Genomic DNA, 14,445 nt, shown 5'->3' on the forward strand with positions numbered 1-14,445 from the left:
CGCCAAGGCGACGACGACGGTAAGTCTGCGTTAACCATTCCGCCCCGAATTGGGACAGTCCGGATCGGGAGAGGGCGAGTGGCGAAGGCTCAGATCGACAAAGCGAAGGTCCTGCTGGCTGATCCTGTTGTGGCCGTCAGTCCGTGGTCGGTGCTGGGCGCTGCCGCCATGGCCGCATCGGCGGCCGTGCTGATGGCCGGAGTGATGGTTCTGGGGCCGGGCGTCCGGTTCGAGGAACCGGCTGTGGCTCAGCCCCTGTTTCCGAACGGATAGCGCCAGGATTCCCCGGCGGCGTTCATCGGCGCGCGGGCCTTGGCCTTTGTCTCGGCATACTCGGCCGCCGGATCGCTGTCCGCCACCACGCCGGCGCCCGCCTGCACGTGGATCTGGCCATCGCTGAACAGGGCGGTGCGCAGCACGATGCAGATGTCCGCCTCCCCACCGGCCGAGATGTAGCCCACGCCGCCGCCATAGCCGACGCCGCGCTTCACGCTCTCCAGCTCGTCGATGATCTCCATCGCCCGCACCTTGGGTGCGCCGGACAGGGTGCCGGCGGGCAGGGCGGCCAGCAGGGTGTCGACCGCGTCCAGCTTCGGATCGGCGTCGCCCTGAACCTCTGACACGATGTGCATGACCGAGCTGTAGCGTTCGACCCGGAAACTCTCGCGCACCTCGACGGTGCCCGGCGCGGAGACCCGGCCTACGTCGTTGCGGCCCAGGTCCAGCAGCATCAGGTGCTCGGCCCGTTCCTTGGGATCGGCCAGCAACTCTTCCTCCAGCGCCCGGTCGGCCTCCGGCGTCTCACCACGCGGACGGGTGCCGGCCAGCGGACGGATGGTCACGCGACCGTCCTTCAGCCGCACGAGAATCTCGGGGCTGGAACCGGCCAGCTGGAAGTCGCCGAAGTTCAGGAAGAACAGATACGGCGAGGGGTTCTGGCGGCGCAGGGCGCGGTAGAAGGCGAACGGATCGGTGTCCGTCGGCGCCGAAAAGCGGTGGCTCAGCACGACCTGGAAGATGTCGCCGGCGGCGATGTAGTCCTTGGCTTTCGCCACCATCTCGCCGAACCCGGCCTCGTCGACCGGTGACACGAACTCGGGGCCTTCCGAGTACACAGGCTCCGGCAGAACGGGCAGGGGCGAGCGCAGGTCTCGCTCGAACAGGTTCAGCTGGGTCTCGGCCCGGGCGAAGGCGGCCTCCGCATCGTCTTCGCTGTCCAGCCACGCCGGAGCGACCAGCACGATCTCGTGCTTCACCGAGTCGAAGATGCCCACGACCGACGGCCGGGTCAGCACGGCGTCCGGCAAGTCCAGCGGATCGGCATTGGGTTCGCCCAGCGGCTCCAGCAACCGGACCATGTCGTAGCCGAACACCCCGAACAGGCCCGCGGCCATCGGCGGCAGGTCCTCGGGCAGGTCCAGCCGCGAAGCGGCCATCAGCGCGCGCAGCGACGCCAGCGGGTCCTCGCCGTCGGCGACATAGCGTTCCGCCTGGATGTCCGAACCCCAGGCCAGCTCCGGCTTGCGGTTACGGCAGCGCCAGACGACGTCGGGTTCGCGCGTGATGATCGAATAACGGCCGTTGACGGCGCCGCCTTCGACGGACTCCAGCAGGAAGGCATAGGGCCGACCTTGGCCGACCTTCAGGAAGGCCGAGACCGGGGTCTCCAGATCATCCACCAGCCGGCGAACGACCACCTGGGGCCGACCGGCGGCCCAACCCTGCGAGAAGGCGGCGAAGACGGGGTCGCTCGCCTCCGGGATCATTGCGCGGGGGCGGGAGCCGCCGGAGCGGCTCCGCCGGAGGCGCCCGGCGCGGCCGGGGTCGCCGTGGCGGCCAGGCCGAGGGCCAGACGCGCCTGCGCCTCGTCATAGGTCGCCTTCGAACGGGTCGCGGCCGTCTGGATGGCGGACTGACCGAGGGCGCCGATGGTGTCCGGTGTCATGCGCTCGCGGAACTGCTCGGCGACCGGGGCGGCCAGGGTCGCCGACGGGGCGTTGATGCTGTCCGTCCGGCCCAGCACGAAGCTGTTCTCGGTGTTCTGCTGCGAGAAGACCTCGTTGCGGCCGCTGGTGAAGACGCCGGCGGTCACGCCCTGACCATGCGACTGGTCCTGACGGGTCAGGTTGGCGGCGGTCTGGACGGTGGCGCCGACCGAGGCGGCGACGGCGGCGATGTCGTCGCCACGACGCAGGCGGGCGGCCAGCGCGTCGGTGCGGGTGGTCAGCAGACGCACGTTCTCGCGGGCGACCCAGTTGCGGGCCAGCGCCGTGCGGATGGCCGGATCGGACAGCGAGGGCAGGGCGGGGGCGATCACATTGTCCAGACGGACCACGAAATACTGGCCCTGACCGGCATCGACCACTTCGCTCTCGGCGCCACGCGTCAGCGCCCACATGCTTTGCAGCAGTTGCGGCGGCAGGTTAACCTGCCCGCCTTGCTGGGTCCGGCCGTCCTGCGTCACGGCGGGAACGTTGATGATGCGTCCGCCAGCCTGGGTGACGGCGGCGTTCAGGTCCTTGCCCTCGGCGCGGGCCTTCTCATAGGCCTCGACGCGGCGATAGACGGCGGCGCGGACGTCCTCGGAGCGCAGCTCCTGGATCACCTGATCGCGCACGTCGGCCAGGGTCGCCGGGCGGCCCGGAACGACGGCGCTCAGCTGGGCGACCACGAAGCCGACCTGGGCCTGAATGGGCTCTGACACCGTGTTGGGCTGCATGGCGAAGACGGCGTTGCCGATGGCGGCGTCGCTGACGGCGCTGCGCGGCGTGCTGTCGTAGGTCGCCGGCTGGATGTTGTTGGCGGAGCCCACGGCCTGTGCCGTCTGGCCGGCGCGCAGGGCGTCGGCGATGCGGTCGGCGGCGGCCTTGGTCGAGGCAGTCAGCGTCACGAAGGTGCGGCGCTCGGGCTGCGACAGGGCGTCACGACGGAAGTTGAAGCGCTCCTCGATGCGGGCCTCGGTGATCGCGGCCTGGGCGTCGGCGGGGGCGTCGAACAGAACCACGCTGGCGCTGCGGAACTCCGGCAGGCGCAGCTGGGCGGCGTTCTGTTGCATGAAGGTCGTCAGCTGGGCGTCGGTCGGCGCCGGAGCCGTGCCGGCCATCGCCTGGGTCACGCTGAACCAGCGGGCGTTGCGGGTTTCGAGCGCCTGGTTGGCGAACACGGCGCCGTACACGTTGGGCAGACGCAGGCCCGCGCCGAGCGCCGAGCCGTAGTGGCGGGTGATGATGTCGTCACGCAGCTGGCGCTCGAACAGTTCGGGCGTGGCGTTGTTCTGGGCCAGGGTCGTTTCGTATTGGGTCTGGCTGAAGCGGCCGGTCACCTGGTCGAAGAAGCCCGGCGCCTGACGGATCTGGCGCAGGACCAGTTCCTTGCCCGGACGGATGCCGGCTTTCCAGGCCCAGTCCATGAAGCCGAGCTGCTCGGAGCGCTGGCGCAGATACTGGACCAGACCGCCGTCGCCGATCAGTTCCTCGAACGACAGCGAACGTCCGGCCTGTTGCTGGGCGCCCTCGCGGATGCGCTCCATGTCGGCCCGGAACTCCGGACCGTTGACGCTGCGGTCGCCGGCCGAGATCACATGCTTCGGACCCAGGCTGCCCAACACGTCCATCTGCGTGCCGCCCGTGACCAGCAGGCCGACGGCCAGCAGGCCGAGGAGGCCGATCGCCCACTTGGATTTGGCGAATTTGCGGAAGGCGGTGAGCATGGGCGGTCCCGGGACGGTTTGGCGGCGAAGGTAGCCGCTTCGGCCTATAGGGCTTGTGCGGGGCGCACGGCAAGATGATGGCGGTTCGCGAACTGTCACATGCCCGGTGCGATGGCTTGGCTTGAGCCGCGCATCCGCCTAGACAGGCCCGCATGAAACAATCCGTGAAGTTGATCGCCGGCAACTGGAAAATGAACGGCGTGGCCGCGAATCTGGCCGAGGTGGAAATCCTAAAGCGCGAGCTGGAATCAGGCGTCGATTGCCGCGTCGCCCTGTGTCCGCCCGCCACCCTGGTCGGGCGTCTGGCCGCCGTCGCGGGCTCGAAGATCGAGGTCGGCGGGCAGGACTGCCGCGCCGAGACGTCCGGGGCCTTCACCGGCGACATCTCCGCCGCGATGTTGAGAGACGCAGGCGCGACCCTCGTCATCCTTGGCCATTCCGAGCGCCGTCAGGGCCATGGTGAGACCGATGCCCTCGTCGCCGCCAAGGCCGAAGCAGCGCTTGAGGCCGGCCTTTCGCCCATCATCTGCGTCGGCGAGACCCTGCAGGAGCGTGAGGCGGGCAGGGCGGTCGAGGTGGTCCGCCGCCAGGTCGTCCACTCGTTGCCGCTGGCCCTGACCGGCCGCGACTTCGCCGTCGCCTACGAGCCCGTCTGGGCCATCGGCACCGGCCTGACGCCGACGCTGGAGCAGATCGAGGAAGTCCACCGCGCTGTCCGCTCGGCCATGATCGAGCGTCTCGGCCTGGCCGCGGCCCATCCGCCCATCCTGTATGGCGGCTCGGTCAAGCCGGACAACGCCCGCGACATTCTCGCCGTGCCGGAAGTCGGCGGCGCCCTCGTCGGCGGCGCCTCGCTGAAAGCCGCGGACTTCCTGGGCATCATCCAGGCGGCCTGACGGGCCGCGAGTGATTAGTGATTGGTGGTTAGTGGCTGATGCGGCCACGCTGTGTCCCGGATATCCGCCGGCTGCGACGCTGCAACCACTAACCACTCATCACCAACCACTCAGCCCCGCTTCCCCCGTTGCCCCAACAATGATAGAGCCCGCCGCTTGATCGGCGCGCCTTCGCGCCACACATATCGGCTGCCATGCTCCAGACCATTCTTCTCGTCGCCATGATCCTCATTTCGATCGCGCTCGCGGGCGTGATCTTGATCCAGCGCTCGGAAGGCGGCGCGCTGGGCATGGGCGGCGGCCCGTCGGGCATGCTGACCGCGCGCGGCGCGGGCAACCTGCTGACCAAGACCACCTGGATCCTGGCCACCCTGTTCTTCCTGTGCGCCATCGGCCTGACCATCCTGGGCAATGTCGAGCGCTCGAGCCGTTCGATCGTGAACCAGGACGCCATCGGCGATCTGGCCGCCCCGCCGCCGTCGGCCTCGCAGCAGCAGGCTCCGGCGCAGGACCCGGCTGCCCCGGCCCAGCCGGCGGCTCCGTCGCTGCAGGATCTCGAATCGAGCCTGTCGGGCATGTCGTCGGCTCCTGCCGCCGCGCCGGCCCAGCCGGCTCCGGCTCCGGCCCAGTAACAGTGGGCGGGGACCTTATCCCCGCCTTCCTCTCCCGCCCTCAAAGTCTTCGCAGTACGCCGCTCGAATCAGCGGTAAGGTGACCCCCCATGGCCCGTTACGTGTTCATCACTGGCGGCGTGGTTTCCTCATTGGGAAAAGGCCTCGCTTCCGCCGCTCTCGGCGCGCTTCTGCAAGCGCGCGGCTACAAGGTTCGCCTTCGTAAGCTCGACCCCTATCTGAACGTCGATCCGGGCACGATGAGCCCGTATCAGCACGGCGAGGTCTTCGTGACCGACGACGGGGCCGAGACCGACCTCGACCTCGGGCACTACGAGCGCTTCACCGGCGTCTCGGCGGCGAAGTCCGACAACATCACCACCGGCCGCATCTACTCGACCATCCTCGAGAAGGAGCGCCGCGGCGACTATCTGGGCGCGACCGTGCAGGTGATCCCGCACGTCACCGACCAGATCAAATCCTTCTGCCTGTCGCAGGCCCTGACCGACGACGGCCAGGACGTCGACTTCGTGCTGGTCGAGATCGGCGGCACTGTCGGCGACATCGAGGGCCTGCCCTTCTTCGAAGCCATCCGCCAGCTGGGCCAGGACCTGCCGCGCGGCCAGTCCTGTTTCGTCCACCTGACCCTGCTGCCGTTCATCAAGACGGCCGGGGAGATGAAGACCAAGCCGACCCAGCACTCGGTCAAGGAGCTCCGCTCCATCGGCATCCAGCCGGATATCCTGCTGTGCCGCTGCGAACAGCCCATCCCGGCCGACGAGAAGCGCAAGATCGGCCTGTTCTGCAACGTGCGCGAAAGCGGCGTCATCCAGGCGATGGACTCGGCCGACATCTATGCCGTGCCGTTGGACTATCACCGCGAGGGTCTGGACTCCGAGGTTCTGGCCCACTTCGGCATCACCGACGCCCCCGCGCCGGACCTTTCCCGCTGGACCGAGATCGTCGACCGCCGCCTGAACCCGGACGGCGAGGTCACCGTGGCCGTGGTCGGCAAGTACACGGTCCTCAAGGACGCCTACAAATCCCTGATCGAGGCCCTGCACCACGGCGGCGTGGCCAATCGGGTCAAGGTCAACATCGACTGGGTCGAGGCCGAGACCTTCGAGGGCGACAGCGACGCCTGCAACGCGCGCCTGCAAGGCGCCCACGCCATTCTGGTCCCCGGCGGCTTCGGCGAGCGGGGCTCCGAGGGCAAGATCGAGGCGGCCCGCTTCGCCCGCGAGCGCAATATTCCCTACTTCGGCATCTGCTTCGGCATGCAGATGGCGGTGATCGAGGCCGCGCGGAACCTTGCCGGCTATCCCAAGGCCTCCTCCACCGAGTTCGGCCCCACCTCGGAGCCGGTCGTCGGCCTGATGACCGAATGGACCCAGGGCAATCAGCGGGTCCTGCGCCAGCAGGGCGGCGATCTGGGCGGCACCATGCGTCTGGGCGCCTATGAGTCCACGCTGAGGGACGGCTCGAAGATCGCGGAAATGTACGGGTCGACGACCATCAGCGAGCGCCACCGACACCGCTATGAGGTCAACATCAACTACCGCGAGGCGATCGAGGAGAAGGGCGGGCTCGTGTTCGCCGGCCTGTCGCCCGACGGCGTCCTGCCCGAGACGGTCGAGCGTCCGGACCATCCGTGGTTCATCGGCGTGCAGTATCACCCGGAGCTGAAGAGCCGTCCGTTCGCCCCGCACCCGCTGTTCGCCGGCTTCATCGCCGCGGCCGTGGTGCAGAGCCGGCTGGTCTGAGGGATCAGTCGCGCGGAGGCGTCTGGACGGGCGCCGCTCCGGCCGGGCCCTTCAGGCTCGTGAACGGCTCGCGGTATTTGCAGCGCACACAGGTGATCATGCCGGGCTGGCTCCGGCTGTCCACGAACTGATGGCCCTTCATTTTACAGCGCAGTGCTTCGAACATGGTCACGCCCCGATCGGGTGAATCAATGTTCCCACACGCATGGCGTTGCAAGGGAAATAGTAATTTCCGTTACTTGCAGCCGCAAGTTGAGATTTTTTCGCCCGTCAGGCTCGTAAAGCGAGAAGTGCGAAGCTCGCCAGCCAGTGCTCGCCCATGTAATCGCCGGTGACATGCGGCAGGGCGGCGTCCAGATGTGTCGCGGCCGCCTTGTTCGCGATCGCAGCACGAATGTCGCCCTCGGGCAGAGCCGCGGCGATCTCGCGCCAGCACCATGCCCGGCTGAGGTTCAGACCGTCCAGATGCGCGATCTTGCCGTCCGACCGGTCGCTGACGCTGGCGGGGGTGAACAGGGGCGCCGGCTTCTGCGATCCGATCTTCGGAAGGAAGGCGTTGAACCAGTTGCGGAAGGCTCCGGGCTCCATCACCCGCCGCATCAGGGCCGCCTCCATCAGGGCCGGCGACAGGAACTCGTCCTGCGATGGCTCCCACGCCTGACAGTCCCGGTCGTCCGCATGCCAGGCCAGCGCCTTCTCCCGGCACAGGGCCGCCAGCTTCGGATCGTTGTCGTCCGCCCAGTCCAGCGTCAGCCTCAGCGCGAAGGCGGTGTTGTAATGGGTCCCGACCCGCACCGGATAGGCGGCCAGCGGCAGAAAGGCGTGGAACCGCTCCGCGAACGCCAGCGCCAGCGGTCGCAGCGTCGCCGCGCGCCTGCGCCCGCCCTCGCTGTCGTGCCGGTCCAGCTCCGCCTGCAGCATCAGCAGCCAGCCCCAGCCATAGGGCCGCTCGAACCCCCGGCTCGACGGCTGGGCCAGATAGTCGACCTCGGCCGCCACGTTCTCGGGCGTGAAGAGCTCGTTCGCCAGCGCCCAGATCCGCGGCGCCTCCGGATTGTCCGGATACAGCCGCAGCAGGGTGAACAGGGTCCACCAGCCGTGCACGCATGAGTGCCAGTCGAAGCTGCCGAAGAAGATCGGATGCAACTCCCGCGGCCCCTTCACGTCCCGCTTGCCGGTCATCACGTGATCCAGCTTGTTCGGATACTCGCGCGTCACATGTTCCAGCGCCGCCGAGGCGAAACGCGAGGCTGTGGCGGCGTCCAGCGAATGGGGCAGGGGTGTCGTCATCAGATCAGAACCGGAAAGCCAACAGGTACATCAGCACGATATTGGCCCCGAGCATGATCAGCGCCGTCGGGATCTGCGCCCGGATCACCCCGTTCAGCGCCGCATCCCGGTCCGGCAACTCCAGCAGGTTGGCCGGCACCACGTTGAAGTTGGCCGCCATTGGCGTCATCAGCGTCCCGCAGAAGCCCGCCAGCATGCCGATGGCGCAGACGATGGCCGGATTGCCGTCGAACTGGTGGACCACGATCGGAAGGCCGATCGCCGCCGTCATCACCGGGAAGGCCGCGAAGGCATTGCCCATGACGATGGTGAACAGGGCCATGCCCAGACAGTAGGCGATCACCGCCAGCAGCGGCGTCGTCAGCGGCACGGCCTGACTGACCAGTTCGCCGACCACCCCGCCCACGTCCGCCGCCAGGAAGACCGCGCCCAGCGAGGCCAGCATCTGCGGCAGCAGGGTCGCCCAGCCGATGGCGTCCATCAGCCGGCGGCCCTCCTGCACCGGCGCCAGCACCGGCGGGCGGAACCAGGCCATGGCGGCGAAGAGAGCGATCAGACAGCCAAGGCCGAGCGCGATCAGGGTCGTCTGGGTCGACGAGATCAGCCACGCCCCCGGCGCCGTGTGCTTGGCCAGCAGGGTCCCGCCCACGGCCACCAGCGGAATGATCAGAGCCGGCACGAACAGGGCGTTGCCGCGCCGCTCCGCCGCCTCGCGCCGTTCCTCCAGCGACGTCGTCGCAGGCTGGCCCACGGCCATCTTGCCGCCGACCGCCCCGACGATCACCAGCGCCACGACCAGCAGGCCGTTGCCCAGCCCGCCCAGCAGGTCGCCGAACAGCATTGAGGCCGCGATCAGCCCCCAGAACAGGGTGTTTCGGATCCGCGTCGGATGCGCCCGGTCCGTCGCGGTGAAGACGGCGAAGGCCAGGAACATCAGGCCGACGACGATATAGGCGTGCTGCAGGGTGATCATTGGGCGGCCTCCACGCCCGCAGCCAGATCACGCCTCACCGCCCGGTCGAACCACCACAGCCTCAGCCCGTGCACCGCGAAGGCGACGATGGCGGTGGGGATGGCCCACAGCGAGATCTCCAGCGCCTCGACCTTGATCCCCGCCTGCTCGAGGAAGCCGACCATCAGCACGATCGAGCCGATGGCGATGAAGATGTCCTCGCCGAAGAACAGGCCGATGTTGTCGGTCGCCGCCGACATCCCCCGGATCCGGAACCGCGCCTGGTCGGGCAGGGGACCGTACTCGGCCTCCGCCGCCCCCTCGGCCATCGGCGCCACCAGCGGCCGCACCATCTGCGGATGCCCGCCCAGCGACGTCAGTCCCAGCGCCGAGGTGGCCTGGCGCACGAACAGATAGACCAGCAGCAGCCGCCCGGCCGTCGCCGCCCTGACCCTGGCGATCAGCATCCGCGCCCGCTCCTGCAGACCCGCGCGCTCCAGCACCCCGATCACCGGCAGGATCAGCCAGGTGATGTGGAAATAGCGGTTGTCGTTGAAGGCGTCCCCGAACCGGGTCAGCGTCGCCACGCCCGCCTCGAACAGCGCCTGCGCATCCACGCCGCTGCCGACGGCCGCCAGCACCCCCGTCACGATCGCCGCGACCAGGATCACCACCAGCGGATTGATCCGCGCGATGAACCCCGCGACGACGACCAGTATTCCCAGAAGCACCAGCATCGGCGTCCCCTCCGTTCGGGGGAGACAGTTGCGCTGTTTGGTTGGGAGCGAAAGACCCCTCCATCTCGCCGCGCGAGCGCGCCGAGCCACCTCCCCACTGCGTGGAGAGGTGAACCTGTATCCGCTCACCTCTCCACCGAAGGTGTGGGGGAACCAGGCCAAGCATGGTGGAGGAGTTTGGTGGAGGACCTAACCCCGTCCCCCATCCGCCGCCGCGAACCCCGCCACCTGGTCGTCCCGCGCCTTCACGAACGCAGGCCGCGCCGTCACCCGCGCCACATAGGCCTCCAGCGCCGGATAGCGCCCGTGCGCCCGCACCTTGGGCACCCGCAGCACATCCGCCATGATCAGATCAGCCACCGTGAACCGACCGGCCGCCAGCCACTCCCGTTTCGCCAGCACCGCCTCCAGATGCGCCAGCCGCGAGTCCAGCCAGCCGGTCAGCCCGTTCTCCTTCGCCCCGGTAACCTCCAGGAACCACCACGGCACGCTGACCATCTCCATCGAGTTCAGCGCCGCGAAGAACCACTGCAGCGCCTGCGCCTCGCCGACCGGATCACGCGGCAACAGCACCTCGCTCTTCCTCGCCAGATGCAGCAGACAGGCCCCGCTCTCGAACAGGGTGATCTCGCCGTCAGTCAGGAACGGAACCTGCCCGAACGGCTGCCGCTCCAGGTGCGCCGGCCCCCGATCCTCGAACGGCACCGTCTGCACCTCATACGGAAGGCCAGCCTCCTGAGCCGCCCACCTGAGCCGCACATCCCGCACGAACCCCCGCGGGCCTTCCGGGACCCACTCCCATGTGTGAATGATCAGCGGTCGGGGCATGGCATCGTCCTTTCCCTTCTCTCGCAAGGGGAGAAGGCTCACCTCTTACCGTATCCACCCCCACCCGGCGTCTCGATCACGAACACGTCGCCGACCGCCATCTGCACCTCGGCCGTCGCATCCAGCGGCTCCACCGTCCCATCCGCCCGCTCGATCCGGTTGACGCCCGACGCGCCCGGTTGACCGCCCGCGGCCCCAAACGGCGCCGTGCGTCTCCGGTTCGACAGGATCGCCGCCGTCATGGGCTCCAGGAACCGCACCCGCCGCACCGCGCCGTCGCCGCCGGTGCTGGCGCCCGCGCCCCCTGACCCGCGACGGATCGAGAATTCCTCCAGCAGCACCGGGAAGCGGGTCTCCAGCACCTCCGGATCTGTCAGGCGGCTGTTGGTCATGTGGGTCTGGACGGCCGAAGCGCCGTCGAAGCCTGGCCCGGCGCCCGAGCCGCCGGCGATGGTCTCGTAGTACTGCCGGGTCGCGTCGCCGAAGGTGAAGTTGTTCATCGTTCCCTGGCTGGCCGCCAGTACGCCCAGCGCGCCGTACAGGGTGTCGACCACCGCCTGACTGGTTTCGACATTGCCGGCCACCACGGCGGCCGGATAGCGCGGCCTCAACATCGATCCGTCCGGCACAATCAGCTCGATGGGCTTCAGACAGCCCTCGTTCAACGGGATGGCGTCGTCCACCAGCGTCCGGAAGACGTACAGGGTCGCCGCCCGCGTGATCGACAGCGGGGCGTTGAAGTTGTTCGGCCGCTGCTCGCTGGTGCCGGTGAAATCGACCACGGCGCTGCGGGTCTGCGGATCGACGTCGATGCGCACACGGATGACCGCGCCGTCGTCCATCTCCAGCGCGAAGGCGCCCGGCTTCAGCGCCGCGATGGCGCGTCGGACGGCCTCCTCGGCATTGTCCTGCACATGGCCCATGTAGGCGATGACCGCCGCCTGTCCGAACTCTGCCGTCATCCGCGCCAGCTCGTCCGCGCCGCGGGCGCAGGACGCGATCTGGGCCTTCAGGTCGGCCATGTTCTGATCGACGTTGCGCGACGGATGCGGGCCCGAGGCGAACAGGGCGCGGGTCTCGGCGTCCCTCAGTGCGCCGGCGTCCACCAGCAGGAAGTCGTCGATCAGCACGCCTTCCTCGTCGACCGTGCGCGAGGTCGGCGGCATGGAGCCCGGGGTGATCCCGCCCACGTCCGCATGGTGCCCCCGCGCGGCCACGAAGAAGCGCGGCGCCGCCTCGCCGTCCAGAAACACCGGCATGATGACGGTGATGTCCGGCAGGTGGGTCCCGCCGTTATAGGGCGCGTTCAGCATGTAAACGTCGCCGGGCTTCATGCCCCGGCCGTCGGCCGCCCCGCCGCGCGAGGCGATCACCGTGCGGATGCTCTCGCCCATCGAGCCCAGATGCACCGGGATGTGCGGCGCATTGGCGATCAGGGCGCCGGTCGCGTCGAAGATGGCGCAGCTGAAGTCCAGCCGCTCCTTGATGTTCACCGAATAGGCCGTGGCCCTCAGCGCCTCGCCCATCTGTTCGGCGCAAGCCATGAAGCGGCTGTTGAACACCTCCAGCAGGATCGGATCGGCCTCGGTGCCCACCGCCGTGCGGGCGGGCAGGGGGATGACCCGTTCCAGGATCAGGTTCAGCGCCGGATCGACAGACGCGCGCCAGCCGGGCTCGACCACGGTGGTGCCCGTGTCCTCCAGAATGACCGTCGGCCCGTCGACCGTGTGGCCGGGCGACAGGTCGTTCCGCCGCCAGATCGGGGCGTCGTGGTGCTGGCCCGCCATCCAGAAGGCCTCGCTGGCGACAGGCGAGGGGGCCTCGCCCACGCCCGGCGCCGCGGCGCTCTCCAGCCGGTCGGACACGCCCGCCGCCTCGACCTCCAGCGTCTCGACCACCAGCGCCTTGCCGTCGGCGAAGAAGCCGAACCGCCGCCGATGCAGCGCCTCGAAGTCCGCCTGCATCTGCGCCGCCGGGCCGAACGGCACGGTCAGGGGCGTGTCCGAGCCCGCGAACTTGATCTCGGCCCGCGCCGTCAGGGTGATCTGGTCGGGGGTGAAGCCCTGCGCGGCCAGATCCTCGCCCGCCTGCCGCCCCAGCGCCTCGACCCGCTCGGCCAGCGCCGCGTCGCCCGCAGCCTCCAGCGGGCTCGCCGCCGTCGCCTGCCGGATCGACCGCACCTCGGCCAGCCCCATGCCATAGGCTGACAGCACGCCCGCGAAGGGGTGCAGCAGCACCTTGGTCATCCCCAGCGCATCGGCCACCAGACAGGCATGCTGCCCGCCCGCGCCGCCGAAGCAGTTCAGGACATAGCGGGTCACGTCGTATCCGCGCTGGATCGAGATCGACTTGATCGCCTCGGCCATGTTCTGGACCGCAATGGTCACGAAGCCCTCGGCCAGCGCCTCCGGCGTCGTCCCGCCGACCTCGGCCGCCAGCGCCGCGAAGGCGTCCCGCACCGCCTCGACGTCCAGCGGCTGATCCGCCCTCGGCCCGAACACCGGCGGGAAGAACTCCGGCCGCAGCTTGCCCAGCATGACATTGCAGTCGGTCACCGTCAGCGGCCCACCACGGCGGTAGGCCTTCGGCCCCGGCACGGCGCCCGCCGACTCCGGCCCGACCCTCAACCGCGCCCCGTCGAACCGGCAGATCGACCCGCCGCCCGCCGCCACCGTATGGATCGACAGCATCGGCGCCCGCAACCGGACTCCCGCGACCACCGCGTCCGACGTCCGCTCATACTCCCCGGCGAAGTGGGACACGTCCGTGGACGTCCCGCCCATGTCGAAGCCGATGACCCGCTCGAACCCTGCCGCCTTGGCGGTTTCGGCCATCCCGACAACACCGCCCGCCGGCCCCGACAGGATCGCATCCTTGCCCCGGAAGGCGTCCGCCGCCGTCAGCCCGCCGCTGGACTGCATGAACATCAGCGGTGTCGCCTCGCCCAGGTCCGCCCCGACCCGGTCCACATAGGCCCGCAGGATCGGCGAAAGGTAGGCGTCTGCAACCGTGGTGTCGCCCCGGCCGACCAGCTTGATCAGCGCCCCGACCTCGTGGCTGACCGAGATCTGCTCGAACCCGACCTCGCGCGCGATCTCCGCCACCTGCCGCTCATGGTCCGAAAACCGCCAACCATGAACCAGGGCGATCGCGACCGATCGGAAACCGGCCTCGCGCGCCGACTCGAGAGCGGCGCGGACGGCGTCGCTATCCACCGACTTATCCACAGATCCATCAACACGCACCCGCTCGTCGATTTCGATGACCCGATCGTACAGCTGATCGGTCAGTCTGATGTGTCGGGCGAACAGTTCGGGCCGGCTCTGCCAGCCGATTTTCAGAGCATCTCCAAAGCCTTGAGTGATGGCCAGGATCGTCGGCTCGCCCTTGCGCTCCAGCAGGGCATTGGTCGCCACCGTCGTCCCCATCCGCACCGCCTCGATTAGGCCCGTCGGCAACGGTCCCGGCTTGGCCTGCAGCGTCCTGCGGATGCCCTCCACGGCCGCGTCCGCATACTGTTCCGGGTTATCGGACAACAGCTTACGCGTAGTCAGCGCCCCGTCCGGCGCCCGCGCGACAATGTCGGTGAACGTCCCGCCCCGGTCGATCCAGAAGCGCCAGCCGGTCGGATTTTCGGTGTCCATGCCCGGTCAGACCAC

12 protein-coding genes are annotated in these 14,445 nt (G+C 69.0%); 4 read left to right on the forward strand and 8 right to left on the reverse strand.

Annotated elements, in window-relative coordinates; genetic code table 11:
* Positions 1-78: 78 nt before the first annotated feature.
* Positions 79-273 (forward strand): peptidoglycan-binding protein, encoded by a 195-nt coding sequence (locus tag ABDZ95_RS13925; RefSeq protein WP_343794565.1) that lies wholly within the window; start codon positions 79-81, stop codon positions 271-273.
* Here ABDZ95_RS13925 and trpE read toward each other — a convergent pair.
* Both trpE and ABDZ95_RS13935 read right to left on the reverse strand, forming a co-directional pair.
* Positions 249-1,766 carry an anthranilate synthase component I gene (trpE, locus tag ABDZ95_RS13930; protein ID WP_343794566.1) on the reverse strand — a complete coding sequence of 506 codons (1,518 nt, stop codon included), beginning with the start codon at positions 1,764-1,766 and terminating at the stop codon, positions 249-251. The genes ABDZ95_RS13925 and trpE overlap by 25 nt on opposite strands.
* Positions 1,763-3,709 carry a peptidylprolyl isomerase gene (locus ABDZ95_RS13935; RefSeq protein WP_343794567.1) on the reverse strand — a complete coding sequence of 649 codons (1,947 nt, stop codon included), beginning with the start codon at positions 3,707-3,709 and terminating at the stop codon, positions 1,763-1,765. Before ABDZ95_RS13935 ends, trpE begins: the two co-directional genes overlap by 4 nt.
* A gap of 152 nt (positions 3,710-3,861) precedes the next feature.
* Here ABDZ95_RS13935 and tpiA point away from each other — a divergent pair, with 152 nt between their 5' ends.
* From tpiA to pyrG, 3 genes are all read left to right on the forward strand, one after another.
* Positions 3,862-4,605: a triose-phosphate isomerase gene (gene tpiA, locus ABDZ95_RS13940; RefSeq protein WP_343794568.1), complete on the forward strand. Its 744-nt coding sequence runs from the start codon at positions 3,862-3,864 to the stop codon at positions 4,603-4,605.
* Positions 4,606-4,799: 194 nt separating this feature from the next.
* Complete coding sequence (gene secG / locus ABDZ95_RS13945) at positions 4,800-5,237, forward strand: preprotein translocase subunit SecG (protein WP_343794569.1); 438 nt, start codon at positions 4,800-4,802, stop codon at positions 5,235-5,237.
* Between the two features lie 89 nt (positions 5,238-5,326).
* On the forward strand, positions 5,327-6,979 hold the full coding sequence (pyrG, locus tag ABDZ95_RS13950; RefSeq protein ID WP_343794570.1) for a CTP synthase: 1,653 nt from the start codon (positions 5,327-5,329) through the stop codon (positions 6,977-6,979).
* A 4-nt stretch (positions 6,980-6,983) separates the two neighbouring features.
* On the opposite strand, the gene ABDZ95_RS13955 is transcribed toward pyrG, so the two are convergent.
* The 6 genes from ABDZ95_RS13955 to ABDZ95_RS13980 form a co-directional block, all read right to left on the reverse strand.
* Entirely contained in the window at positions 6,984-7,145 is a 162-nt protein-coding gene (locus ABDZ95_RS13955) for a hypothetical protein (protein ID WP_343794571.1), read from the reverse strand.
* Positions 7,146-7,249: 104 nt separating this feature from the next.
* Positions 7,250-8,269, reverse strand: a complete 1,020-nt coding sequence (locus ABDZ95_RS13960; protein WP_343794572.1) for a DUF2891 domain-containing protein — start codon at positions 8,267-8,269, stop codon at positions 7,250-7,252.
* A gap of 4 nt (positions 8,270-8,273) precedes the next feature.
* Positions 8,274-9,242: a DUF979 domain-containing protein gene (locus tag ABDZ95_RS13965; protein ID WP_343794573.1), complete on the reverse strand. Its 969-nt coding sequence runs from the start codon at positions 9,240-9,242 to the stop codon at positions 8,274-8,276.
* On the reverse strand, positions 9,239-9,958 hold the full coding sequence (locus ABDZ95_RS13970) for a DUF969 domain-containing protein (protein WP_343794574.1): 720 nt from the start codon (positions 9,956-9,958) through the stop codon (positions 9,239-9,241). Before ABDZ95_RS13970 ends, ABDZ95_RS13965 begins: the two co-directional genes overlap by 4 nt.
* A gap of 189 nt (positions 9,959-10,147) precedes the next feature.
* Entirely contained in the window at positions 10,148-10,786 is a 639-nt protein-coding gene (locus tag ABDZ95_RS13975; protein WP_343794575.1) for a glutathione S-transferase family protein, read from the reverse strand.
* A 38-nt stretch (positions 10,787-10,824) separates the two neighbouring features.
* Positions 10,825-14,430: a hydantoinase B/oxoprolinase family protein gene (locus tag ABDZ95_RS13980; RefSeq protein WP_343794576.1), complete on the reverse strand. Its 3,606-nt coding sequence runs from the start codon at positions 14,428-14,430 to the stop codon at positions 10,825-10,827.
* Positions 14,431-14,445: the final 15 nt, after the last annotated feature.

Source organism: Brevundimonas kwangchunensis (assembly GCF_039523815.1).
Lineage (GTDB): Bacteria > Pseudomonadota > Alphaproteobacteria > Caulobacterales > Caulobacteraceae > Brevundimonas > Brevundimonas kwangchunensis.